The sequence below is a fragment of the Spirosoma utsteinense genome (assembly GCF_014282275.1).
GTDB lineage: Bacteria > Bacteroidota > Bacteroidia > Cytophagales > Spirosomataceae > Spirosoma > Spirosoma utsteinense.
In genome coordinates, this window is the sequence record NZ_VFIA01000023.1 from 40,988 (window position 1) to 67,387 (window position 26,400).

The following is a 26,400-nucleotide window of genomic DNA, read 5'->3' on the forward strand; positions in this document are numbered from 1 at the left end:
ATGTCTTTATTATCAACGTCGTTGAAACGACCCATTTCGGTGCTGGTGCTGGTAGCCGGGATGGTTGCGTTTTCGGTTATGGCGGCCCTGCGGATTCCCATCGATATTTTTCCGCGTCTGAATTCGCCGATGATCTATGTGATCGAGCCTTATGGCGGCATGTCGCCGGCCCAGATGGAAGGTTTCTTTGCGACCCGGATGCAGGATCAGTTTCTGTACATCGGCGGTGTTCAGGAAATTTCGAGTCGCAACGTTCAGGGGTTGACTATTGTGAAACTGGCTTTTTACGAAGGCTCCGACATGGCTCAGGCTGCGGCTGAGGTAGCCATTCAGGTAAACCGGGCCATGAAGTTTTTCCCACCGGGGGCCCTGCCTCCGCAGGTTGTCCGCTACGATGCGTCGTCGGTGCCGATCGGTGATCTGGTATTTTCGAGCAAGACGCGTTCGCTCAAGGAAATTCATGAACTGGCCGTGACGCGTATCCGGCCGCTGTTCTCAACGGTGCCGGGCCTGACGGCCCCGCCCCCGATCGGTACGAATTCGCGCACGGTGGTCATTAACCTGGACCCTGGTAAGATCCGCAGTATGAACATCTCGCCCGATGAGGTTGTAAAAGCGCTGGCGGCCAACAACGCCATGACGCCTTCCGGTAATATCCGGGTTGGCAATACAACCTACATCACGACGCTTAATTCGCTGGAAGATCAGGTGGCCGACTTTGGCCGTATTCCGGTCATTACCGATGGTCACCGCACTATATTCCTGAGCGACGTAGCCACCGTGCAGGATGGCTCCGACGTGACATCAGGCTATGCGCTGGTCAACGGAAGCCGGTCGTCGTATATACCCGTCGTTAAAACGGCCGATGCCTCAACCTGGGACGTGGTTACGCGGCTGAAAGCGAAACTGCCGGAAATGCGGAGCCTGCTCCCCGAAGATATCGAAGTGAATTACGAATTCGACCAGTCGGTCTTCGTGATCAACGCTGTTGAGAGTCTGCTCTTCGAAGGGGGGCTGGGTGCCATCCTGACGGGGCTGATGGTACTGCTGTTTCTGGGCGACTGGCGCTCGTCGCTGATCGTCATCATTACTATTCCTGTTTCGATCATAGCCGCCGTGCTGGGCCTTAGTCTGGCCGGGCAAACGATCAACATCATGACATTGTCGGGGCTGGCGCTGGCTATCGGGGTACTGGTCGATCAGGCAACGGTAACAATCGAGAATATCCACCAGCACCTGGATATGGGGAAGCCCAAGAAGCAGGCGATTTATGATGCCTGCAAAGAAGTAGCCCTGCCTTTATTGCTGATTCTGCTGTGTATTCTGGCCGTATTTGCGCCCTCGTTCATCATGACCGGTGTACCCAGAGCCATGTTCCTGCCACTGTCGCTGTCGATCGGGTTTGCGATGACGGTTTCTTATTTTCTGGCACAGAGCCTGGTGCCGATACTGGCCAACTGGCTTATGAAAGACCACGTTCACAAGCCGGCACATACCGAAACGAAACCAGGGTTTTTCGATCGGATACGCAACCGGTTTGTTCAACAGACCAGGCGGTTGCTGCATCATAACAAGCTGCTTATTGGTCTTTATTTTGTGGGTATTCTGGCGCTGGCGGGCACTGGCTTTGTGCTGATCGGTAAAGACATGCTGCCCGTGACCAACTCGGGTCAGATGGTGATCCGGATGAAAACACCCGATGGCACCCGGCTCGAACGAACGGAGGAGCGGGTGAGCGAACTGCTCGCCCTCGTCGATGAGGTATCGGGTGGTAATCTGGCTGTTTCGTCGGCCTATGTGGGTGTGGTGCCTACCAACTATGCCACGTCCAATCTCTACGTGAGTACTACCGGCACCAACGATGCGGTTATCAAAGTGGCACTGACCGAGGGTTTTCACACCAACATACAGGACCTCAAAGAGCGTATTCGTGATGCTGTTCGTGCCCGGCTGCCCGACCTCACCCTGTCGTTCGAGCCCGCCGACCTTACCGAAAAGCTTATGAGCGGGGGAGCCAGCACACCTATTGAAGTGCAGGTAGCCGGACGCGATATGAAACAGATTGCCGGCTACGCCAACAAACTGGTCGACAGTTTAGCCGAAGTTCCCTACCTGCGCGACGTCCGGATTCTCCAGCCACTGAAGTTTCCGGTCATCAACATTACTCTCGATCGGCAGAAACTGGCGATGATGGGTTTGAATATCCAGCAGGCCGCCCGCTCCATTACCGCGTCGACCTCATCGAGCCGATATACGGAAAAGAACCAGTGGCTCGATCAGCAGGCGGCTTATACCTATCAGGTACAGGTGCAGATTCCGGAGTATGATATGCGTAACCTCTCGCAGCTACAGGAGATTCCGCTGGTAGCCGGACAGTCGCGGCCTGTGCTGGGCGATGTGGCTACGTTCTCGATCGATACGCTGCCCGGCGAGTATGACCGCATTGGTCCCCGGCGGTTTGTAACCGTGTCGGCCAATGTTCACCACCAGGATCTGGGCACGGCCACGCAGGCGGTGGAAACGACAATTGCCAACCTGGGTGAAGTACCTAAAGGCCTGGTCACCCAGGTGAAAGGTATGTCGTCGCTGCTGACCGAAACGCTCGATAGTTTACAGCTGGGGCTGGGTATAGCCATTCTGGTTATTTTTCTCTTACTGGCGGCCAACTACCAATCGTTCAAGCTGTCGTTTGTGGTGCTCAGCACGGTTCCCGCCGTTATCGTAGGCTCTATCGGGCTGTTGCTGTTAACGGGGAGTACGCTCAACCTGCAATCGTATATGGGCATTATTATGTCGACGGGGATTTCGGTTGCCAATGCCATCCTGATCGTTACCAATGCCGAGCGGCTGCGGTGGGAGTACCGGAACGTGAACCGGGCCGCCATCGATAGCGTAGGCCTGCGGCTGCGGCCGGTACTGATGACTTCGTTCGCCATGGTTGCCGGCATGATCCCCATGGCCCTGGGTACGGGTGAAGCGGGGGAGCAGGTAGCGCCCCTGGGCCGGGCCGTTATTGGCGGGCTGATTGCTTCCACGCTGGCTGCGCTCTATGTGGTGCCACAGGTGTATGTGTGGTTGCAGCAAAGCACCGACTACGCCGAACCATCGCTACTGCCGGACGATGAACCTGCCGACCGCCAGCCGCCCGAAGCGCCTGATTATGAACCTCAACCTGCTCACTCCTAAGCGCATGAAAATTAGCGGATATTACCATTTACTGGCCTTGCTGGCTGTACATGCCGTTAGCGGCTGCACGTCTTCGGACTCGACCGAATCAGGTCAGAAAAAGATACCAAAACAAGGCGTCAAGCCGAGTTATCGCATCATGACTGTATCGCGAAAACCCGTTGGGCAGACGGTGCAACTGCCGGGCGAATTTCAGGCTTATCAGGAGGTTACCATTTATCCCCGCGCCACCGGTTTTGTGGAGCGGGTGCTGGTCGATCGGGGGTCGGCCGTTCGGAAGGGGCAGGTGCTGATGGTTCTCGATGCGCCTGAAACAGAAGAACGACTCGCGGCTGCCCGTTCCAATACGCTCAAAACCAAGGCGATGCTCGTTGCCAGCCGTGAACACTACCGGCGTCTGGTGGCCAGTAACCAGGTGCCCGGTTCCGTATCGGCCCTGGATCTGGAAACGGCGCAGGCGCGGGTTCAGGCCGACAGCGCGTCGATGCTGGGGGAGGAGGCTAACTACCGGGCCATGGCCAAACTGAAATCGTACCTCCGGGTGGTGGCTCCGTTCGATGGCTATATCACCGAGCGGAATGTGCATCCGGGTGCGCTGGTGGGATCGGGGGCTAAACAGGATCTCCCTATGATGATTCTGCAACAGCAAAACCGGCTGCGACTGGTTGTCGATGTTCCCGAAGCATACAGCAGCCAGTTGCGGGAAGGTCAGGTACTGACTTTTAGTGTCAGCGCCATGCCTGGCAAGACCTTTACCGGCAAGATCAGTCGCCGGTCGGGGAGCATGAACAAACAGTTTCGCTCAGAAACTGTGGAAATCGATGTTGCCAATAAAGACCGCTCACTCCGGCCGGGCATGTTTGCCGAGATTATTGTGTCGGCGGCCGGAACGCCCGGTGCGCTGGCGGTGCCGACATCGGCTATCGTGGCCTCAACCGAAGGGCAGTACGTAATTAAGGTCGAGGATGGCCGGGCCCGGAAGGTCGACGTTCGGCGGGGGCAGGCTTCGGGCGACATGATCGAAGTGTTCGGCGACTTACGCCCAACCGATCAGGTGATCATCAACGCCCGGGAAGATATCAAAGAAGGCATTGCCGTGCGCTGATTGTGACCCGGTGCTTATGCTGCCCGGTTGTCGATCCATTGATCGGATGGAATGCAGCGGTCGTCGGGGGCTTCGATACGGTTATCAAGGCCGACATACCCAATCAGTAAACAGGAACTCTCATGAACCAACCACCCCCGTCTCCGGTGAATTTTGTTCGGCGTGTCTGCATCGTCGTCAGCATAACCCTTTTTGGTGTCCTGCTCGTCTGGTTGCTGGGTGCTTCGTTCGATATACTACTGTTGCTGCTGGCCGCGATGCTGATTGCGTTGCCCCTGCGGGCGGGTGCCAACTGGCTGGCCCGAAAAACGGGCTGGCCGGGAGGTATCTCTCTGGCCGTAATTGGCCTGGGCGTAGCGGGCGTGCTGGTGGGAGTGGGGGCGCTGGTAGCCCCGCTGGTTGGCGAACAGGCGAAGGAGCTACAGAGCGAACTGCCCAATGTGCTACAAAACGCCCGCAAGCAGCTGGAGCAAACCGCCTGGGGCAGCCAGTTAGTTGACCGCATTCCCGAATCGCCCGAAAAACTGATGGAGCAAGGCAGCGGAGGCAGTAAGCTGGCCGGTCGGGCCCTGGGCGTGGTATCGACTACGTTCGGTGCCGTGACGGATATCTATGTCGTCTTTTTTCTGGCGCTGTTCCTGGCCGCTCAGCCTGCGCTGTATGTCGACGGATTTGTGCTTTTAATTCCCCCGGCAGGTCGGCAGCGCGCCCGGCGCGTTCTGGATAAACTCAATGAATCGCTGCTGGGCTGGCTGACGGGCACATTAATGTCGATGACCATTGTAGGCATTTTGAGCGGGATCGGTTTGTGGCTGCTGGGCGTCAGGCTGGCGGGAATCCTGGCCCTTTTTGCCGCGTTGATCACGTTTATCCCCAATCTGGGCCCTATACTGGCCCTTATTCCCGCCCTGCTGTTTGCCCTGCTCGACGGGCCGCAGCAGGCCTTCTATGTGGTTCTGTTGTATGTGGGCATCCAGACTGTGGAGAGTAATATTATCACGCCAATCATTCAACGACGGCTCAACGACATTCCCCCCGCCCTGTTGCTGCTGGTGCAGATCATCGTCGGGGCCTTTGCCGGTACGCTGGGCCTTGCCATGGCCGCTCCGCTGCTGGTGATTGTGCTGGTGCTGGTTAAAATGCTTTATATTCAGGATGGACTTGGCGATACCAAATCGGTAACTGTCTGATTGGTAGTATCGACCGGAGCGGAACAAAGCCGGGTCTGTCCCGTTGATAGCAGTATGCCAACCTGAACGAGCACCAACGGGTAAACCTACAGAACGACGTCGCAATATGGTACTGGAAGACCCGAGTGAACCACCATCCGGCCGCCCCTCGTTAGTTACCCGCTTTGGATCGCTCGTGCGCGATCGCTTCAGTCTGGAGGAGGACAAAGAAGAAGAAGGGGCAATCATCCGGTCGATAAGTCGCGGCATTGAGTTTCGGGGCGTCAATCTGTGGACGTTGATATTTGCCATTTTCATTGCCTCCATCGGCCTGAATGTCAACTCCACGGCTGTCATCATCGGAGCCATGCTTATCTCTCCGTTAATGGGGCCTATCATGGGTGTCGGGCTGGGAATTGGAATCAACGACCTGACCATGATTCAGCGGGCGCTGAAAAATCTGGGCATTGCCGTTTTTATCAGCCTGCTGACATCGACACTCTATTTTTTAGTAAGTCCCCTTCACATTGCTCAGTCTGAGCTGCTGGCCCGCACATCGCCCACCGTATGGGATGCGTTCATTGCCTTCTTTGGGGGGCTGGCCGGTATCGTTGCCGGTTCACGGCGCGATAAAGTGACCAACGTGATACCGGGGGTAGCCATTGCTACCGCGCTCATGCCACCGCTCTGCACGGCCGGTTACGGTCTGGCAACGGGAAACCTGTATTACTTCGCCGGTGCGTTTTACCTGTTTCTTATCAACAGCGTGTGTATCAGTCTGGCCACGCTGCTGATCGTCCGTTTTCTGGGCTACCATCAGAAAGAATACCCAACGTCGGAAGTCGAAAGCCGGGTTCGCCATACTATCTGGCTGGCGGTCCTGATCGTGGTCGTACCCAGTAGCTACCTGGGCTACCAGATCGTTCGCAAAACAATATTTGAGCAGGCCGTGAAACGGTTCGTTACCACTGAATGTAATTTTCAGTATCGGCAGGTGATCAATTATGCCGCGCGTTTCAACCGAAATCACAGTACGCTGGAACTGTCGCTGGTGGGAGAGCCGCTGCCAGCCGATTCGATAAACCTGCTGCGCGCGAAGATGGCTGCCTATGGACTACAGGAGGCTAACCTGGTTGTTCGGCAGGGAAATTTTAAAGATGCGGAGATCGATGTCGATGCCATAAAGAATACCGTTACCGATCAGGTCATCAAATACAGCCAGTCTTCGATTGCCCGTAAGGATCAGATTATCGACTCGCTGCGTCGGCACATCGAACGAGCGCAGAGGACGCAACTCCCCGTTGCCGACTTACGCAATGAGCTAAAAACGCTTATGCCTGATGTACAAACTTTTACGGCTACCAACTCGCTGATCATGAGTGCTGCCAGCGAAAAGCCCGATACCGTAATGCTGGTGTATGCGCGGTTCTCCCGGCGGCACACGACGGCCGAGCGGAACCGAATACAGCGATGGCTGCAGAGCCGGACAAAAAGCAAACGGATAAAATTAATCGTGGAATAAATAGCTTGGTTATAACAGCGCTACTCAGAATTTGAGCCAGTCCAGAAAGGGCCGGTACCGGGCCCGTGGTAAAATCACTTCTTTGTCCTGCCCGCTGATCGTCAGAAACAGACAGTACTTACCCTTCTCCCAGTAGGTGTATCGCTGAATAACACTTCGGTGAATGATCTCTTTTCGATTAACCCGAAAGAACAGGATCGGACTCAGGTGCGTTGCTAGCTCCTCAATACTACCGTCGACCCGAAATGTGCCTTTGGGATGGAGGACATAACACCCCCGCTCCTGGATGAAAAAGTAAAGGCAGTCGGCCGTGTTGAGCGTCATACTACCCCAGCAGTTGCTACCCCGGAGGCTGGTCAGGTAGCTTACCGATGGCGTTTTGGGCGGTATCCAGTACTGCCGATGCTTCAGGCGGCTTTCGATAGTAGAAATCAGATCGTCACTGGTGAACGGTTTGGTCAGGTAATCGTCGGCACCCAGATTCATACCAAAGCGAATGTCTGTACTATCGGCTTTGGCGGTCAGGAAGATGAATGGAATAGCCGACAGGGAGCTGTCGGTACGAATGGCTTCCAGCACCTGATACCCATCGATTTGTGGCATCATAACATCGCACAGGATCAGGTCGGGTCGGTTTGATTGGGCGCATTCAAGACCTTCATGACCGCTCGATGCTGCTTCGACTTCATAGCCCTGCAAGGTCAGTATTTCGGTCAGGTTGTTCCGTATTTGTACATCGTCTTCGATCAGTAGTAGCTGTGTGGGCATAAGCATAGCTTTTAATGGTTGCTGGCATGAACGGCTAGATAGGTAAGGTCAGGGTGCTGGTTGTGCCTACATGTTCCTGGCTGGCAATATGGAGCTGACCACCGTGGAGCGCCATAAATTGGCGCGAAATGACCAGTCCCAATCCTGAACCCGGAACGTTAACGGCATTGCTGGCCCGAAAAAAGGTGTCAAACAACTGAGGCATCTCGGCTGCCGGAATACCAATGCCGGTGTCGATAACCTGGACCACTACCTGATGGCTGTCAAACGCTATGTGTAACTCGGGATTGGAACTGGAAAACTTAAAGGCATTCCCCAGCAGATTTACCAGCACATGCGTCATCAATTGAACATCCAGCTTGATCAACGTGGGCTGTCCGGTAATCACCAACCGCAACCGCCGTTCGTCTTTCCGTTCGGCAAAGTGTGTGTTGATGATGTCGTAAACAAGGGCTACAAAATCACTGGGCTGGGAGTTGAACGTGACCCGGCCAGCCTCGATTTTTTCGAGTGTCAGCACGTCAGAAAGCAATTCACTGAAATTGATTACCTGTTTTTCGATAATTCCCAAGTGGCGGAAAACGGGCGACTGGGTTTCGAGCGAAAAACGCTGGAGGTGCATCCGAACCAGCTCTACACTGGATTGGATGGTGGCCAGTGGCGTACGAAATTCGTGGGATGCGGTGGAGACAAACTGGGATTTTAACCTGTTGAGTTCCTGCTCGCGCTGTAGCAATTGCTGAAGAGCCAGCTCGCTCTCTTTCTGCCGGGTAATGTCAGTAGCCATGCCTACGTAGCCCGTTATGTTGCCCGCTTCGTTCCGGAGCGCCGTTCGGGTAAGGAGTACCGGGACGTGCCGACCATCTTTTGTTACCACAACGTATTCCCGGGCCTGGTTATCGGTAAATAATTTAAGCAGGCTGAAGTCCACCCGAAGCGGCTGGCTCGTTTGTGGCAACAAAGGCTGGGCCAGTTTCCGGAGGTGCTGCGGGTCGTGTAAGAACGTAACTTCTTTCTTACCAATCAGTTCGGATGCCTGGTAACCAAGCAGCCGTTCGGCTGCGGGGTTGAAGGTTTTAATAAGGCCATCGATATCGCTAGACACGATGGCGATGCCCGCATGATGCAGGATGGCATGTTTTAAGGCAGACAGTCGATAGATCTCTGCTGTTCGCTCCGCTACGAGTTGATTCAAATCATCCCGATGAGAACGTAACTGTTCTTCGGTCTTTTTTAGATGGGTTATATCCTGGCCGGTAAACAGAACCCCATCGCCACAAGGCGTCAGGGTGAGGTCGCCCCAGGGAATGGTCAGGTTCAAACGATCCTGGTACTGCTGTGGCTGATTGGTTTCAACAACGGTAACCAGACGGTCGAAAAAGCCGGCTGTAACCATGCTGGGGAACTGTTCTTTCAGGGAGTTTCCCTGTAGGGCTTCTCCTGGTGCCCCTGCGCTGAAAGTAGCCGGGGCGTTAGTGAACAACGACCGGAAATCGACGATGGCGCCATTATGCCGCACGGCCTGCCAAAGTACCATCTCTACCGGGCAGGTAGTGACGACTGTATTCAACAACTGATTGCTGCGCTTGAAATCGTGATTCAACGATTGTAATGACAAACTGGCTTTTGCCAGTTGAGCCTGGTTCCGGCGTAGTTTAAGCTGGGTCACTACCTGATGAGCTAACGATTTGAAGAGCCGGGTCTGCTCAGCCGAGAGCTGGCGGGGCGCATGGTCCATCACACACAGCGCACCCAGGGCATGTCCTTCAGCGTCTACCAGGGGAACACCCGCGTAAAAAACGATATGGGGTGCCTGGACAACAAAGGGGTTGTTAGCAAACCGTTCGTCGAGGAGTGCGTTCGTAATCTCCATCATCTGGTCAGGTACCCGGATGGCGTGATCACAAAAGGAAATAGCCCGGGGCGTCTGTCCCATATTTAGACCATGCTCCGACTTGAACCATTGCCGATCTGCATCTTGTAACGAGATCAACGCGATGGGCGTCTGGCAAATATGGGCCGCTATCTGGGTGATAGCGTCATAATCTGATTCTGGCAGCGAATCGAGAATATCGTAACTCGCCAGCGCTTCAAGCCGCCTTTCTTCCGTAGATGAGTCTAAGCCTGTCATTCATAGTTGATTAAAGCGCTAAGTAACTATAAATGACGATAATCAGTGTAAAATAGTACTAAATGGTATTGTGCTTATTTGGATTTTTATATAACGTAAACTTGTATTTTTAAATAACCCACAACTGAACGTAACCCGCAACTGAACGTAACCCGCAACTGAACGTAACCCACAACTGAAGTTGTGGGCTGGTTGCTATTATACCTCAATGAGCACATCGCTCATGCGTTGCAGCAACGTTTCGACGTCGCGTTGCCGGGCCAGCCGATACCGGGCAAACGAAATGCCTGATCCTACTTTTATGGTGTAAGCCCAGTTTGGCAACTGCCTGAACATGTCTTCGTCGGTTGTGTCGTCGCCAATACTGACAATAAAATCGTAGGTAGTCTGCTCAACGATCTTGAGGGCTACCGTACCCTTGCTGTGCTGGGCGGGTTTGACTTCAACGACCTTGCTGCCCTGAATTACCGTCAATGGAATGGGGGAAGAGGCCATTCGTAGCTGGGTGGCCAGTTCGATGGCCTGCCCTTCGATGTTGTCGGCGTCGACTGTCCGGTAGTGCCAGGCGATGGCGGTCTCCTTCTGCTCAACGAACGAACCGGGGTACCGGTCGACGAACTGGTTCATTGTCGATCGAACCGGGTCTACCCAGTCACTTGCCGACAGATCGAGACGTTCCCAGTCCTGGTCGGGTCTTTTCATGAAAGCGCCGTGTTCGGCTACCAGATGAAGAGGAATTCCCGCAAATGTTTTCTCCAGAAACGACCGGTTACGGCCACTGATAACGACCAGGTCGCTGTTCTCGGCCAGGTTCTGCAAGGCTTTTTTGAGCGTATCGGATGGTCGCGCATCGGCCGGGTCATTGACCAGCGGAGCGAGGGTGCCATCGAAATCAAACAGCAACAGCCGCTGGCGAGCATCGCGGAAGGCGGTCATGAAGGGCTGGATGGCGAGGTCGGTTTCCAGATCGGGCTGATGGCCCATCATATCGTCGAAGGCGGCCAGGAAATTATAGCTCCACCGGAAAATATCGTGGTTTTGCAGGTGCTTCCGCATGTGGATCATCCGTCGTTCCTGTTCCTGCGGAGTCATATCCAGCCCCTGCCTGATGGCGTCGGCAACCTCCTGGGTATCGGTGGGATTGATAATGACCGCGTCGCGCAGTTCCTGGGCCGCTCCGGCCAGTTCACTCAGAATCAAGACGCCCCGCTGGTCGTACCGGCTGGCTACGAATTCTTTACAAACCAGATTCATCCCGTCGCGAATGGGAGTGATCAGGGCCACATCGCAGGCCGTATACAAGGCCATCAGCTCGGTAAAGGCGAGTGAGGAATACGAGTAAACGATAGGACGCCAGCCAATGCTGCCAAACAGCCCATTGATGCGGCCAACGGTTTCTTCGATTTCCCGTTTGATCTCCTGATACTGCCCGATCTGATCACGCGACGGCACAACGGTCATGACAAACGTGACCTTGTCATGCCATTCCGGGTGCTGGATCAGAAACCGTTCGTAGCCCTGTAGGCGGGAGGTGATCCCTTTGGTATAATCGAGCCGGTCGACGGAGAAGATAATTTTCGTACCCCGAAGCAGGGCCTGGTCCTGCTGGCGGGCCTCCACAACGGCCGGTTCCTGAGCGCTCCGGTTGAACTTGTTGAAATCGATGCTGATGGGGAAGTCGCGGACCACGACAGAGCGTTCGGGAAAGACGATTCGTTGCCCGATGATGGGCAGGGTCAGTACTTCCGAAACGCTCTGCATGAAGTGCTGGACGTAATCGGTCGTGTGAAAGCCCACCACGTCAGCGCCCAAAATGCCTTTTATCAGCACCTGACGCCAGGTACGGGGCAGCAGTTTGATGATTTCATAGTTCGGAAACGGAATATGGAAGAAGTAGCCAATGGTAGCGTCGGGTATGGCCTGGCGCACCATGTCGGGCAGCAGCATCAGCTGGAAATCATGGATCCAGACCAGATCGCCGGGCTCGATCAGGGCCGTCAGTTCCTCCAGGAAACGCGTATTGGCCTGCTGGTAATTATCGAAGTCGCTTTCGTTGAAAGAAGCATAGGACGTGAAATAATGGAACAGAGGCCAGATAAGGTCATTACTGAAGCCCTCATAAAACCCCTTATGAACAGCTTTGTCCATAAAAACCGGGTGTGCAATGAAGGTATCGTTTTCAAAGGCCGACGAGTCCATATGCTGAAACGCCGGATCGCAGTGCCCTACCCAGTGAATCTTCGATGTTACATCATCCTGCCGCTGGCCCATCCGCTCAGCCATTGACAGTACCGCCGATACCAGGCCCCCTGAATTCTGGACCAGCTCGACACCTTCATCGGTTTGCTGAAACGTAAACGGTAGACGATAGGAAACGATAAGTAAACGTTTAAAGGAAGACTCAAAGGATTTCATTGGATTTATGCGTTACTGAACGCTCAGCGTAGTACAACAAAATACGGCAGGTCTGCTTAGAGGAGCGTTAAGTAAACCTTAGAAACTCCTTAGAACGCCAATCGCCGGTTCGTCGTACTTGCCAGGGGGCAGAAGCCCACACTGAGCAAGTTCTAGTGTGATGACAGGCAGATTCTCACCTTGAGACTGCACGTTGCCGGGTTTTGTGTATTGCTCTACTTACTCGATACTTTATCTAAACCTTCCGTATTGCTCAATGTTTCACTTAAAAGTGCGGAAACTGACGCATGGTGCAGAAACGTGGGGTCTGCTACTTAATAAGCCTTAATCGTAATTAGTTATGACAAAAAGTAACGCTGAGATACATGAAAACCTTCTTTGGTATAAAGATGCTATTATATATGAGTTGCACATTAAAGCCTTCCGCGACGGAAACGGCGACGGGATCGGCGATTTTCAGGGGCTACTCGAAAAGTTAGATTACCTCCAGGAGTTAGGGGTTACGGCCATCTGGCTACTGCCCTTTTATCCGTCGCCCCTGCGCGATGATGGCTATGACATTGCTGATTACTACACCATCAACCCGTCTTACGGGACCATCGAGCAGTTTAAAACGCTGCTGGAAGAGGCCCACCAGCGTAATCTGAAAGTCATTACAGAGCTGGTAATCAATCACTCGTCCGATCAGCATCCCTGGTTTCAGCGCGCCCGGCGTGCGCCCAAAGGGTCGCCCGAACGGGATTACTACGTCTGGACCGACGACCCGACGCAATTCAAGGATGTCCGGATTATCTTTCAGGACTTCGAAACGTCTAACTGGACCTGGGACCCCGAAGCCCAGCAGTATTACTGGCACCGTTTCTTCTACCACCAGCCCGATCTGAACTATGACAGCCCGCTCGTGCAGAGCGAAGTGTTCAAAATGATCGACTACTGGTGTGAACTGGGCGTCGATGGGTTTCGCCTGGATGCCGTTCCCTATTTATTCGAACGCGAAGGTACCAATGGCGAGAACCTGCCTGAGACGCATGCGTTCCTGAAAAAGCTCCGTAAACACATCGACGATCATTTTCCCAGCGTCGTGTTTCTAGCCGAAGCCAATATGTGGCCCGAAGATTCGGCTTCGTATTTTGGCGATGGCGACGAGTGCCACATGAACTACCATTTTCCGGTAATGCCCCGTATGTTCATGGCCCTGCAAATGGAAGACCGGTATCCGATCACCGATATCTTCGACCAGACACCGGCTATTCCGGATACGTGCCAGTGGGCTATTTTCCTGCGTAACCACGACGAACTGACCCTCGAAATGGTTACCGACGAAGAGCGGGACTACATGTACAAGACTTACGCTCAGGACCCGAAAGCAAAAATAAACCTGGGTATCCGGCACCGGCTGTCGCCACTGATGGGCAACAACCGCAAGAAGATAGAACTGCTCAACAGCCTCCTGTTCTCCCTGCCCGGTACGCCCGTTATCTACTACGGCGACGAAATCGGGATGGGCGATAACGTTTACCTGGGCGACCGGGACGGGGTGCGTACGCCTATGCAGTGGTCACCGGACCGGAATGCCGGCTTCTCAAGTACGAATCCGCAGAAACTCTACCTGCCTACCGTGCTCGACCCGGAATATCACTATGAATCGGTCAATGTAGAAACCCAGCGACGCAATACCTCCTCGCTGTTCTGGTTCATGAAACGCATGATCAACCTGCGCAAGATGCACAAGGCGTTTGGGCGGGGAGACCTGGTGTTTCTGAACGTCGAAAACTCCAAAGTGCTGGCGTTTACGCGGACCTACGAAGACGAAACGCTGCTGATCGTTATCAACCTGTCGAAATACGCTCAGCCAGCGGAGGTAGAACTGAAGGGTTTCAAAGGCTATGTGCCGGTCGAAGTATTCAGCAAAAATGCGTTCCCAGCCGTTTCCGACACCGAAGCCTACTTTTTTACCCTCGCTCCCCACGATTACCAGTGGTTCGTTCTGGAGAAAACAGGTGCCGGAGCCGTCAATGCCGACACGCTGCCATCGGTACAGATTGCTGGCTGGGATCAGTTACTAAGCGGCCGGAACCGCCAGACGCTGGAAACGGACGTGCTGCCGGACTATCTGCCGAAAACAGACTGGTTCAACGGCAAGGGGCAGGTGCTACACGGCATTTCCATCGTGAACCACGCTACACTGCCGCTAGCTGAAGGGTCAGCGTATGTATTGCTGATCGAGGTTTCGTATGAACGGGGACTGCCCGAACTCTTCCAGTTGGTGGTGGCGTTTGCGGGCGAGTCGGCAGCTACAAAGTTGAGCGAAAACTGCCCGCAGTCTGTGTTGGCAACGCTGAACGTTGGTGCTGAGACGGGTGTGCTGTGCGATGGTCTGTACATGGCCGTTGTTCAGCAGGCTTTCCTGATGAATCTGACCAGGAAAGGTGCCGGCCGGGCAAATAACCTTACGTTCCAGAGCGTTCCGGCGCTGGATACCTATGTTGAGGAGCATCCGGACATAAAGTCGAAACTGATTCCCAACGGTCCCGGCTATGCATCGATCAGTTACGATTACAGCTTCCTGCTGAAACTGTACCGGAAAGTCGACCGGTCGATCAACCCCGATACCGAAATTACGCGCTTCCTTTCAGAAACGGCCCACTTCAAGTCTATTCCAGCCTTTGCCGGTGCCCTGGAAATGACGACGGCCGACAAGCCGGTTATGTTGGGAACCATGCAGGAAATGGTTGATAATCACGGCGACGGGAAAGGCTACGTGCTGGAACGGATCAACAATTACATCGAGCGAATACTGGCGCGTGACAAAGAACAGCTCGCGCTGGCTATAGACACCTCGCCGGGGACGCTGGTAGAACCGGTTGCGTTTGCCGATCTGCCCTTTGAAACGCAGGAGCTGCTGGGCAACCGGGCCGCTGATCAGGCGCGGTTGTTGGGTATCCGGATCGGACAAATGCACAAAGCGCTGGCTTCCAGTAAGTCGCAGAAGGATTTTGCGCCGGAAGATTTTTCGCTTCACTACCAGCGTTCGCTTTTCTCGGGATTGCAGTCGCTGGTTCGCGAGAGCCACCAGATTCATAAAGGAGCGCTGGCATCGCTCCCTCCCGACGTTCGGCAGCAGGTAGAACAGCTGATGGAGCAGAAAGAAAGGGTACTGACCACCCTCCGGCGGATCTACAGCAAGAAGCTGGATACCACCAAGATTCGTATTCATGGTGATCTGAAGCTGGAGAAGATCATGGTCACCGGCCGGGATATTGCCATCCAGGATTTTGGTGGTGACCCCGCCCGTAGTTACAGTGAACGTCAGCTGAAGCGTTCACCGCTGCGCGACGTAGCGTCCATGATTCATTCGTTCTACTACACCACCTACGAAGGTTTCCTGTACAACAATCAGGTACCGCAGGAGGAGACGTTACGGCTGCTGCCCTTCGCCGAATTCTGGGTGAATTCTATGAGGGGATTCTTCGTGAAAGCGTATCTGGAAACGGTTAGAGACAGTTCGTTTGTGCCAAAAGAGCCTGAAGAACAGCAAATGATGCTCGAAACGTATCTGCTCGAAAAGGCGGTTTCCAGCCTGACGTATGAACTCAGCCACCGTCCCGACTGGGTACGGGTACCGTTGCAGATCATCAAATCAGTAATGGATAAGTAACACGCGCTGGTAGAACAGAAGGTCGATCGGACGAATGCCATTACCTGGAGTAATAGCATTCGTCCGATCGACCTTCTGTTTGTTCCCTATTGCCGGGCTTTATACACCACGATCGACTCAGGCTGTAGCGTGAGGGTATCAGCGTTGGACAGAGAATCCGGTGAGGCAGCGGGCCCCGACCAGCGGGGGTCAGCCGAGTCCAGCAGTTTTTGCCATTCCCTGTCGAGTGCCGGCAAGGTGATCGCCTGCGGATCGGCCGAGAAATTCATCAGACAAACAATATCGTTTTTAGCATGCCAGCGGTGTAAAAGCATCGTCTGTTGTTCTTTGTGCTGGATAACAGCTACTTCTTTCGGGTTCAGATGGTGAAGCGCCGACTGCTGCCGACGCAGACTCGTGAGCGCCTGGTAGTATTCGAACAGGGTTTTGTTGGGAACCTGATCGAGCATCTCCCAGGGTAAGGCCGGATGGGCTGGGGTATCGCTACGCTTTGACTCAGTCTGCGTCGGCTGGTCCAGCTCAAACGGGTTCGTAACGCCCCATTCCTCACCCATGAACAGGGTAGGTACGTAGGGGCTGACCATGATGGAACCGGCCATCAGCTTCAGCTGCTCGAAGCTGATGGTCTGGTCTGAACAGGGGGGAGCTGCTGACGGCGACTTATACGGTTGCGAGAATAACACAAACGACTTGCCTGACGCGGGTTCTGTGTCTGAATGCCGGTCGAACGACTCCTGCAAAACCGTTGAAAAAGGCTCATCGTAGAGATAATCTTCCCGGTAGGTTTTGGTCAGGTGTCGGCTGAGTTCGTGTTCCGCGCAATAAGTAGTATAGCTTTCGCCCTGCCTCATCTGGTCGAGTCCATCGGCCAGCGGGCTGGCTTGCTCATCACCCTGTTCTACCGGCGATGTCAGGTTCACGCCATTCTCGATGAGCAGGTAATGGTGACGGTTGGTGGTGGTAGACAGTTCATTGGTTTTCTGCCTGATTTCTTTAAGCAGCTGCTCCGGGTTAGATAGGGTATGAGCGGCATGCAGGCGGAGGGCGTCTACGTGAAAATCACGGAACCACATCAGGGCATTCTCAACCAGATACCGCCGTCCGGCTTCGCGTTGTGCCTCGCTGACATAAGTCGGCTTGCCGGGGCGGGGGCTTAGCTTGCGGCTGGAGTAGGTGCGGCAGTCGCTGAAGGTGTCACCCTGGCTGCCGAGGTGATTATAGGCCAGGTCCATCACCACCGCTATACCCTTCACGTGGCAGGCGTTGATGAGCTGCTGAAGTTGCGCCGGTCCGCCATACGAAGCCTGCACGGCATACAGAAACACCCCATCGGACGACCAGTTGCGGGAGTCCGGAAAGGGCGTCACGGGCCTGATAACAATGGCATTGATGCCTAGCGTTTTCAGGTAACCCAGCTTCTTCACGACAGCTTTGAAGGTTCCTTCGGGTGTGAAGGTATACGTATCGAGTTCATACAAAATGTACTCGTCGAGGGGCGGGTTGACCCAGCACGACTCTTCCCAGTAAAACGTGCGGGTGTCGAATGCCTGCGAGGGGCCGTACACACCCTGGGGCTGTGCCAGCGAAGCCGGGTCGGCGTACTCTTTTTCGCCGTCGATTACGAACGAGTACAAATCGCCGGGTTTAAGTTGATCGGTCGTGACGGTCCAGTAGCCGGTGTCGTCACTCGCTAAGGGAAGGCTGTGGGCGTCGCCATTTACGGAAATAACGACCTGATTCGCACGCGGAGCCCATACCACGACATTCGCTTCCTGTTCGGTGGGGAACGTAACACCGATTGATCGTCTGCTTACTGTTGTCTGGTTCATCCTCTACGAACTATGTTGTTACGGTAAAACAGGTAATCAACCATTTAGTTGGTTACCCGAACGGCCGGTTGTTAGTGAGCGGTACAGATACTAAACAAAAAAGCCCTCCGCCCGGATACGTTCCAGGATCAACTGGACAAGCTTCTATAGATTAAAAACAACCAGTAAAAGAGCTGCGGGGGATGGTAATCAGTAAGGTCAGTAGTGATGCAAGCATGGCTGTTGGAGTTAGGGGTTCAGGGTCGAACCAGAACAAACTACGCTTTTTCAACGTAGAAAGGACTTAGGTGAATCTTAGAAAATCCTTAGAAAACTGGAATGTCGCATGCAGATGCTCCCTGATCGCAGTTTTTGCAAGGTTCAATAGTATTTGTGCTGCTTTCTCCGCTTACGTTCCGTAAACCGTTCTGCCTTTTCGGCCGGTAACTAACGTCCAATCATACATCCGTCGTTCAACATGATCCGTTCTCTGTACCTGACCCTTTTATCGCTTAGTGCCTGTCTGTCGATAGCCGTCTCATCCTCCGCTCAAACCAAGGCGTACACCTATCTTATCTACCATAAACTGTCGCCCGGCCTGACCATACAGGATGCGCTGCCGGTCGAACGCGAGTGGAAAGCCGTTAACCAGGCCTCCGTCGATGAAGGTAACCTGATTGGCTGGTATATGATGGCCAAGCAGATGAGTTCCAATACCAACCCGACCGAGTACGACTACGTAACGGTCATCGTAACGCCGACGATGAGCATCAAAGGGGCGTCGCCGGCGGGTATGGCGAAAGTATATGGCGATAGCGTACAGATACGCATGGCCGACCTCCAGAAGCGTGACCGGGCTACGGCACCCGTCGTTAAAATGGAAATATGGGAAACGGTCGATGCCGTGTTCAGTCCGGACTTTGCGCCCGACAAAACGCCACTCGTCGTGCTCGACTACATCCGGCTCCGCGACCCCGCAGCCGACTGGTTCAGTCTGGTTGGCCCGCTGAAACGGATAGCTGCCGCCCGGGTTAAGGAGAACGCCATTGGTGGCTGGGATATGTCCCGGCTCGTGGTGCCGAACGGGAGCGAAAAGGGCTACGGTATGGCCATTGTACAAACCGTTGCTAACCTGAACGTCCTCGCTGGTCCTGCTACGACCGGGGCATCGGCTGAGGGAGACAAGGTGCGGAGTCAGGCCACGCGGACTTTCGACGTGGTGCGGCAGGAGGTGTTTCGGCTAACGGAATACACCGCGCGGCCCAAAGCGACGGCGAGTACACAAAAGAAATAGCTCCTGCCGGTAATACAGCCTCGTCTGCCGCCTTTTGTTGCTTTCCGGCTTAACTTGCCGCATCTCAAGACTACCTGCTCATTTGATTCTGTCGACGTTATTGTCTATGCGCTTTCTGCTCACTTTATTTTCGCTCATTTCCAGTTCGGCGGTTGCCGCAACCATCGACATTCCCATAGAAACCAGCCGGACGGCCCTTGTGTTGCGTGTCGATAATGACGGCCACCTGGTGACGGTCCACCACGGGAAACGTTTGCAGCAGACGGCCGAGTATGCCCGCCTGCGGGGTATAACCCACCTGAACGAAGGCTATTCGGAGTATTATAACTCGGTTTACACGCCTGCGGGGTCACGCAACCTGCTCGAACCGGCTATCCAGGCCACCCACGCCGACGGCAACCCGTCGCTCGATCTGGTATATGTTCGGCATGAAACCAAACCCGCCGGGACGGGCGTGACGCTGACGACTATTTTGCTGAAGGATCCGCAGTATGCGTTTGAGGTGACGCTGAACTACAAGGCCTACCAGAATGAGGACGTGCTGGAAAGCTGGTCGACGATCCGGCATACGGAGAAAAAGGCCGTTCGGTTGCAGAAATATGCCTCGGCCAATCTGTATCTATCGGCGGGTCAGTATTATCTGACCCACTATCACGGCAACTGGGCCAGCGAGGTGCGTCCCGAAGAGGTTCAGCTAACAGCGGGCATGAAAGTGATCGATAGTAAGCTGGGGACGCGCGCACAGATGCTCCAGGCTCCCATGTTTATGCTTTCGCTGAACCAGCCCGCCCAGGAAGAGCAGGGTGAGGTGGTGGCCGGTACGCTGGCGTGGTCGGGCAATTTTCAGTTTCAGTTTGAAATCGACCCCTACCACAATGTCCGTTTACTGGCCGGGATCAACCCGTATGCATCGGAGTACACGCTGGAACCGGGCCGCGACTTCACGACACCCGCCCTGATTTACACCTATTCGAACCAGGGTACGGGTGGAGCCAGCCGCAGCCTGCACCGCTGGGCCAGAAACCACCGGATTCCGCAGGGTACCGGCGACCGGCTTACGCTGCTCAACAACTGGGAAGCCACCCAATTCGACTTCGACGAGCCAAAACTGGTCGATCTGTTCAAAGACGGTAAGAAACTCGGCGTCGACCTGTTCCTGTTGGACGATGGCTGGTTTGGCAACAAGTTCCCCCGCAACGACGACAAAGCGGGTCTGGGCGACTGGCAGGAAAACAAAGCCAAACTGCCCCACGGTCTCGGCTATCTCGTACAGCAGGCCGAAGCGGCTGGTGTGAAATTCGGGATCTGGATTGAGCCGGAGATGGTCAACCCCAAGAGCGAACTTTACACGAAACACCCCGACTGGGTAATCAAACTGCCGAACCGGCCCGATGCGGTGTTCCGGAATCAGCAGGTGCTTGACCTGTCGAACCCGAAGGTGCAGGACTTTGTGTACGGGGTAGTCGACGATCTGTTTACGAAAAATCCGAAACTGGCCTATATCAAGTGGGATTGTAATGCCGTGATTTATAATGCCTATTCGTCGGTCAATCAAACCAGTCACCTGTACGTAGATTACGTGCGGGGCTTATACCGGGTGTTGGAAAAGCTTCGCGCCAAGTACCCGACCGTACCGATGATGCTGTGCTCGGGGGGCGGGGCGAGAGTCGACTACGGCGCGCTGAAATATTTTACCGAGTACTGGCCCAGCGACAACACCAGCCCGGCCGAACGGATATTTATCCAGTACAATTATTCGGCTTTCTTCCCGGCCATCGCCAGTTGCAACCACATTACCGACTGGGGTAATTTTCCAATCAAGTTCCGTACGGATGTGGCGATGATGGGCAAAATGGGATATGATATTGTCGTGAGCAAGCTGGACGCCAACGATCTGGCTTTCAGTCAGCAGGCGCTGAAAAATTACGGGCGGCTCAAACCCGTCATCTATCAGGGTGATTTGTTTCGGCTCCAGTCGCCCCATACCAACGATGTGGGGTCGGTTATGTACGTCAGCGAAAAGCAGGATAAGGCGGTATGGTTTTCGTATCTGATAAACAGCCGTTTCAAAGCTGGTAGCGACTTGCCGCCCATCCGTTTGCGGGGCCTGCAACCCGGCAAACGGTATACGGTTCAGGAAACGAACCTGATGCCGGGCACAAAATCGCCCATCGATGGCTCGGTCACCTACTCGGGTGATTTCCTGATGACGGTGGGGCTGAACCCGGCCGTTAACGACCGCCGGACGAGCGTTGTGCTCGAAATTTCCGAAGCCTTGTAATAATATCACCACTATACCACCACTACCAGGGGCGTTGCCCACTGGCAGGGTGCGCAACCCATCCACCCTGCCAGTGGGCAACGCCCCTGGTAGTGGTGGTATCACGTCAACCGCAGGTATCACGTCAACCGCAGCGCCTGACCCAGCGCCAGCCGCTCTACGCCAGCCGCAACCAGTCGTTCCAACTCCTCGTCCGTTGCGCCATCGGCAATGATCTTGACGCCGACCGATTTAGAGACGTCCTGCCGGAACTGTAGCGCCTGCTCCAGCGAAAAATCGGTTAAAACGGCACCCGTCGCGTTTTTGAGAAAGTCGCAGCCCGCGTCGGTGGCGAGTTTGATCACCTTCAACCGCTGCTCCTGATCCAGTAGCGACGGTTCGAGCACGACGGTCAATAACTTCTCCTGCTGGTGCACCTGGGCGACCAGTTTGGCAAACTCGATCTTAAGCCAGACCGACGAGGGCGAAAACAGGGCGGATGTGTTCAGAACCACCTCGATTTCGGTAGCCCCGTCGTTGAGGGCCAGCTCAATTTCGAGCTGCTTGACTTCGGTACGCTGGTAGCCATACGGATACCCCACCACCGCCGAGAGCACCGCCGGATGGTCATCGCCGAGTTCGCGCCGGATCTTCTTTACCCAGAATGGCGCAACGGTCAAGCCAGCCAGACCAAGCTGCGTTACATCATCGAGCGCACTGTATTGCTCGTTGATCGTTACGCCGGGGTGCAGCAGCGTTCGCTCGATATAAGGGAATAAGTGGTTCATAATAGTCCTGTATCCTCCGGGCCAGGCGCGGGGGTGCCCTCTTTCCTAAACGGTTAAAAAGGCGAATGAGTGAAAAAGCGACTAAACATACGTCGCTCTTTCACTCATTCGCTCCTTTACTTTTTACTTAGCTAAGGTATTTCAGCTTCACAACTTCTTTAGGGTCCAGGAACCGCCATTTGCCGCGTGGCAGCTCTTTCTTGGTTAGCCCGGCATAGGTCGTACGGTCAAGTTTGGTAACGTCGTAGCCAAGACTCTCGAAGATCCGGCGCACGATACGGTTACGGCCCGAGTGAATCTCGATACCCACCACGTAGGCATCAGGGGTAACGATGCTGAGGGCGTCGGGCTTGATAGGACCGTCTTCGAGGTCGAGACCCTTCTTGATCGCGTCGAAGTGCTCCTCCGTAATGGGCTTATCCAGTTCTACCTGGTAGATTTTACGGACGTTGTTCGAGGGGTGGGTCAGCTTATCGGCCAGTTCGCCATCGTTCGTTACCAGCAGCAAGCCCGTGGTTTTACGGTCGAGCCGTCCTACCGGATACATGCGGAAGTTACCCGCGTCGGCCACCAGTTCCATAACGGTTTTACGTTCTTCTGGATCTTCGGTCGTTGTGAGGTAATCCTTTGGCTTGTTCAGCAGCACATAAACGAAACGCTCTGGCGTAAGGGCTTTGGTGCCGTATTTCACCATATCGCCCTCTTTCACCCGAAAACCCATTTCGGTTACGACTTTACCATTCACCGAGATGTCGCCCCGGGCAATGAGTTCGTCGGCTTCCCGGCGGGAACACACACCTGAATTGGCGATATACCGGTTCAGCCGCGTTGTGCCGGGTTCGCCGGTAGGCGTCCGGGCAGAGGGTTGTTCCGGTTCGCTGGTGTTCTTGCGTAGGTCCGGGCGACCTTTGGGGGCCGACCGTTCTGTGCGGGGACGTGCGCCGGCATCTGCCGCCCGCCCGCCTGCTTTGAAGCCCGGGATACGCTGAATACGTTTCTGTTCGAGTTCGTAGTTGGGTGCTTTTACGAAAAAGCCTGTACGCCGATCACCGGAATCTTTGCGCTGCTCCGGGGTGAAACGGGTGTTTTTCGATCCCGAACCGGCACCTGGGCTATCCTCTTTCTCAGGAGCTGACCAGTTCTCGCGGTTCCGCTCGTCGGCCTCGCGGCTGAAACCACCTACGCGTTTGAAGCGATCGGGCGATGCGGTACCCCGGCCCGCTGGCTTGTCGGCCCGGTTGTCGTCACGCGGGAACCGGGGCCGTGCGTCTGCCGGACGACGGTCGGTTTTGTCATCGCGATTGAATGTACGTGGTCTTGGTGTATCGTTGTTGCGGGGGCGGTCCGAATCGTCCCGGCGCTCAAAGCGTGGTCCGTCATTACGGGGTTTAGCTCCGCCCTCGTTGCGGTCAAAACGGGGTTTGTCGGTATTGCGGTCATTTTCCGGACGGGCCCGGCGCTGGTCTGAATCCGTCGAACGGGGGCGTGCCGGACCCTCACTACGGTCGTTGCGCTCAAAGCGTGGCCGTGAGGAATCATTGGTACGGCTCCGGTCTGAATCGGTCCGATCCCGGCCAAACGAGGGGCGGGAAGGACCGGCAGGGCGGTCGGGCCGACTGCGGTCGGAGTCGCTGCGGCCCCGTGCTCCAAATGGTGAGCCACCCGGACGCTCATCGCGGTTGCGGTCATTGCTGCGGGGGCGATCGGAAGCATTGCTGTCGCTACGGCCAAACCGGGGGCGATCATCGCTACGCTCGAAACGTGGTTTGGCTCCGCCATCGCGATCGTTACGCGGTCCGTTGGCGCTACGGCCAAACGAAGGCCGGTCGTTGTTACGTGGACCGTCGTTACGCGGTCTGTCATTACGTGGTCCGTCATTACGCGGTCCGTCGTTACGTGGTCCGTCATTACGGCTGAAACGTGGACGATCGGAGTCGCTGCCGCGTGATCCGGCAGGCTTACTGGTGCGGCCGTCATCCCGACGACCGAAGGAACGACTGTTGTCACCGTCACGGCGATTCTCGTTCTTGTCTGAATCCTTATTCATGGAATAATACAGTAAATCGTACTGTGATGTGTAATTTATGTGCTGATTGTCAGCGTAGTTGCCAAAGCGAGGGGAGAAAGGGATGCAAAGTTAATGCTTTTCGTAGAAGCCCTGCTATCTCCCTCGGAGCCAGAACGTATTTTACGGAAAAAACAATCCGTAGACGCGAGAAGTCCTGTCTGAATCGTTACCCAATTACGACTTCCTTCTCAACTCCATGACCCGCCCACCACTAACTCCGCTCTATACGCCCGCCCGGCGAGTCACTGACCAGTCGCTGATGAAACAGTATATGAACTGGTTATTCGTTAAAAAAGGCTTGTATTTCCGGGATTACGACGACCTCTGGGACTGGTCGGTTACGGACCTGGAAGATTTCTGGGAGAGCATCTGGCAGTTTTTCGACGTACAGAGCCATGATGCCTATAATCAGGTCATTTTCAGACCCAGCGAAGCCGACATGATTGGGACGGAGTGGTTTTCGGGGGCGACCCTCAACTACGCTGAACATATCTTTCGCCATGCTACGCCCCAGCGGCCAGCCCTGATGTTTGCGTCGGAGCGCCACCGCCTGACCGCCCTGTCCTGGGAAGAGCTGGAGGATCAGGTTGCGGCTGTATCTACCTGGTTGCGGGAGCAGGGTGTAGGCGTAGGCGACCGGGTCGTATCGATATTGCCCAACTGCCCCGAAGCTGTCGTGGCTTTTCTGGCAACCAACGCCATTGGGGCTGTCTGGTCGAGCTGTTCCCCCGATTTTGGGACGGCCAGCATAGTTGACCGGTTCAGACAGATCGAGCCGAAGGTGCTGATTGCGGCCGATGGCTATACCTACAATGGCAAACCGATCGATAAAGCAGAGGCTATGGGCGATTTGCGCAAGAGCCTTCCGACACTGCGCCGGTTGGTGTGGGTGCCTTACCTGCAGCCGGATAGTAAGCCTGTCTGGGCCCGGCCTGGTATGGTTACGCTCTGGCAGGATGTCCTGAACACGCCCGCCCCGGATGGTATTGTGTTCGAGGCTGTTCCCTTCAGTCATCCTATTTGGGTGCTCTACTCATCGGGGACCACGGGCAAGCCCAAAGCCATTACCCATAGTGTAGGCGGGTGTTTGCTGGAGCACCTCAAAGTGCTGGCCCTGCACCAGGACGTACGGGTCGGGGACCGGTATTTCTGGTATTCTACTACCGGCTGGATGATGTGGAACTTTGCCATTGGGTCGCTGCTCGTTGGGGCCACCCTGGTACTCTACGACGGAGCCGCCGGTTACCCTGCCCTCGATGTACTCTGGAAGCTGGCTGAAGAGGCCAAAATCGCTCATTTTGGTGGGGGAGCCGCTTATTACACCGCTTGTATGCGGCAGGGACTCAAGCCCGTGAGTACCGTTCGGCTGCCTCATCTGCGTAGTATTGGCTCAACCGGTTCGCCCTTGCCGCCCGAAGCCTTCCGCTGGATCTATGAGTCCGTAAAGCCGGATGTCTGGTTGATCTCGTTCAGTGGCGGCACCGACATATGCAGTGGTTTTGTGGGCGGTAACCCGTTGCTGCCCGTTTACGAAGGCGAAATCCAGTGTCGGCTGCTGGGTTGCAAAGTAGAAGCGTTCGACGAAAACGCGAAGTCTGTACGGGGCGAACTGGGTGAGATGGTTATTCTGGAGCCCATGCCATCGATGCCGATCTATTTCTGGAATGACAACGGACCGGCGGGGAATGAAATCTATCGCAAAAGCTACTTCGCCGAATACCCAGGCATCTGGCGGCACGGCGATTATATCCGCATTACCGAACGCAACGGCATCATCATCCACGGCCGTTCGGATGCGACCCTGAACCGCGATGGCGTCCGGATTGGTACAAGCGAAATCTACAGCGCCGTCGAGAGCCTGCCTGAAATTGCCGATAGCCTGGTTGTTGGACTGGAGCAACCCGACGGGGGCTACCATATGCCGCTGTTTGTCGTTCTGCGGGATGGCTTCGCCCTCTCCGCCGATCTGACAGCCCGCATCAAGCAGGCCCTGCGCACACAGTTCAGCCCCCGGCATGTGCCAGACGCCGTATACGCCATCAGCGAAGTTCCCTATACGATCAGTGGCAAGAAGCTCGAAACACCTATCAAGAAGATCCTCTCCGGGGTCGATCCGTCGCTGGTGACCAGCAAAGACACGCTTCGGAATCCGGCTGCGCTGGATCAGTTTGCCGGATTTGTGATCGAGCGGTAATCCATCCCGGCTATGATTGCGCCGGAGGGTAACT

The 26,400-nt window shown here is 55.1% G+C and carries 14 protein-coding genes; 8 read left to right on the forward strand and 6 right to left on the reverse strand.

The annotated features are described in order from the left end of the window. The 4 genes from FH603_RS17780 (at position 1) to FH603_RS17795 (ending at position 6,982) form a co-directional block, all read left to right on the forward strand. Complete coding sequence (locus FH603_RS17780) at positions 1-3,186, forward strand: efflux RND transporter permease subunit (protein ID WP_186738938.1); 3,186 nt, start codon at positions 1-3, stop codon at positions 3,184-3,186. Further along, entirely contained in the window at positions 3,122-4,291 is a 1,170-nt protein-coding gene (locus FH603_RS17785; protein ID WP_186738939.1) for an efflux RND transporter periplasmic adaptor subunit, read from the forward strand. The genes FH603_RS17780 and FH603_RS17785 overlap by 65 nt, the downstream gene beginning before the upstream one ends. A gap of 122 nt (positions 4,292-4,413) precedes the next feature. Continuing rightward, the gene (locus tag FH603_RS17790; RefSeq protein ID WP_186738940.1) at positions 4,414-5,481 is read left to right on the forward strand and encodes an AI-2E family transporter; all 1,068 of its coding nucleotides are present in this window, start codon (positions 4,414-4,416) and stop codon (positions 5,479-5,481) included. A 106-nt stretch (positions 5,482-5,587) separates the two neighbouring features. Beyond that, positions 5,588-6,982 (forward strand): TIGR00341 family protein, encoded by a 1,395-nt coding sequence (locus FH603_RS17795; RefSeq protein ID WP_186738941.1) that lies wholly within the window; start codon positions 5,588-5,590, stop codon positions 6,980-6,982. Between the two features lie 24 nt (positions 6,983-7,006). Here the strand turns inward: FH603_RS17795 and FH603_RS17800 are convergent, their stop codons facing one another. From FH603_RS17800 to FH603_RS17810, 3 genes are all read right to left on the reverse strand, one after another. After that, complete coding sequence (locus FH603_RS17800) at positions 7,007-7,750, reverse strand: response regulator (protein ID WP_186738942.1); 744 nt, start codon at positions 7,748-7,750, stop codon at positions 7,007-7,009. Positions 7,751-7,784: 34 nt separating this feature from the next. Then, positions 7,785-9,881, reverse strand: a complete 2,097-nt coding sequence (locus tag FH603_RS17805; protein ID WP_186738943.1) for an ATP-binding protein — start codon at positions 9,879-9,881, stop codon at positions 7,785-7,787. Positions 9,882-10,079: 198 nt separating this feature from the next. After that, positions 10,080-12,296 (reverse strand): bifunctional alpha,alpha-trehalose-phosphate synthase (UDP-forming)/trehalose-phosphatase, encoded by a 2,217-nt coding sequence (locus FH603_RS17810; RefSeq protein WP_186738944.1) that lies wholly within the window; start codon positions 12,294-12,296, stop codon positions 10,080-10,082. 340 nt (positions 12,297-12,636) lie between these two features. On the opposite strand from FH603_RS17810, the gene treS reads away from it, so the two are divergent. Next, positions 12,637-15,954: a maltose alpha-D-glucosyltransferase gene (gene treS, locus FH603_RS17815; RefSeq protein ID WP_186738945.1), complete on the forward strand. Its 3,318-nt coding sequence runs from the start codon at positions 12,637-12,639 to the stop codon at positions 15,952-15,954. 86 nt (positions 15,955-16,040) lie between these two features. Here treS and FH603_RS17820 read toward each other — a convergent pair whose 3' ends face one another. Then, a complete protein-coding gene (locus tag FH603_RS17820) occupies positions 16,041-17,783 on the reverse strand; it encodes an alpha-amylase family glycosyl hydrolase (protein ID WP_186738946.1) in 1,743 nt (580 codons plus the stop codon). Positions 17,784-18,240: 457 nt separating this feature from the next. On the opposite strand from FH603_RS17820, the gene FH603_RS17825 reads away from it, so the two are divergent. Both FH603_RS17825 and FH603_RS17830 read left to right on the forward strand, forming a co-directional pair. After that, positions 18,241-19,056, forward strand: a complete 816-nt coding sequence (locus tag FH603_RS17825; RefSeq protein ID WP_186738947.1) for a hypothetical protein — start codon at positions 18,241-18,243, stop codon at positions 19,054-19,056. Positions 19,057-19,162: 106 nt separating this feature from the next. After that, complete coding sequence (locus FH603_RS17830; RefSeq protein WP_186738948.1) at positions 19,163-21,337, forward strand: alpha-galactosidase; 2,175 nt, start codon at positions 19,163-19,165, stop codon at positions 21,335-21,337. Between the two features lie 119 nt (positions 21,338-21,456). On the opposite strand, the gene FH603_RS17835 is transcribed toward FH603_RS17830, so the two are convergent. After that, on the reverse strand, positions 21,457-22,104 hold the full coding sequence (locus FH603_RS17835; RefSeq protein ID WP_186738949.1) for a deoxyribose-phosphate aldolase: 648 nt from the start codon (positions 22,102-22,104) through the stop codon (positions 21,457-21,459). A 127-nt stretch (positions 22,105-22,231) separates the two neighbouring features. Continuing rightward, entirely contained in the window at positions 22,232-24,151 is a 1,920-nt protein-coding gene (locus FH603_RS17840; RefSeq protein WP_186738950.1) for a pseudouridine synthase, read from the reverse strand. 217 nt (positions 24,152-24,368) lie between these two features. Here FH603_RS17840 and FH603_RS17845 point away from each other — a divergent pair, with 217 nt between their 5' ends. Beyond that, on the forward strand, positions 24,369-26,366 hold the full coding sequence (locus FH603_RS17845) for an acetoacetate--CoA ligase (protein ID WP_186738951.1): 1,998 nt from the start codon (positions 24,369-24,371) through the stop codon (positions 26,364-26,366). The last annotated feature ends 34 nt before the right edge of the window (positions 26,367-26,400 follow it).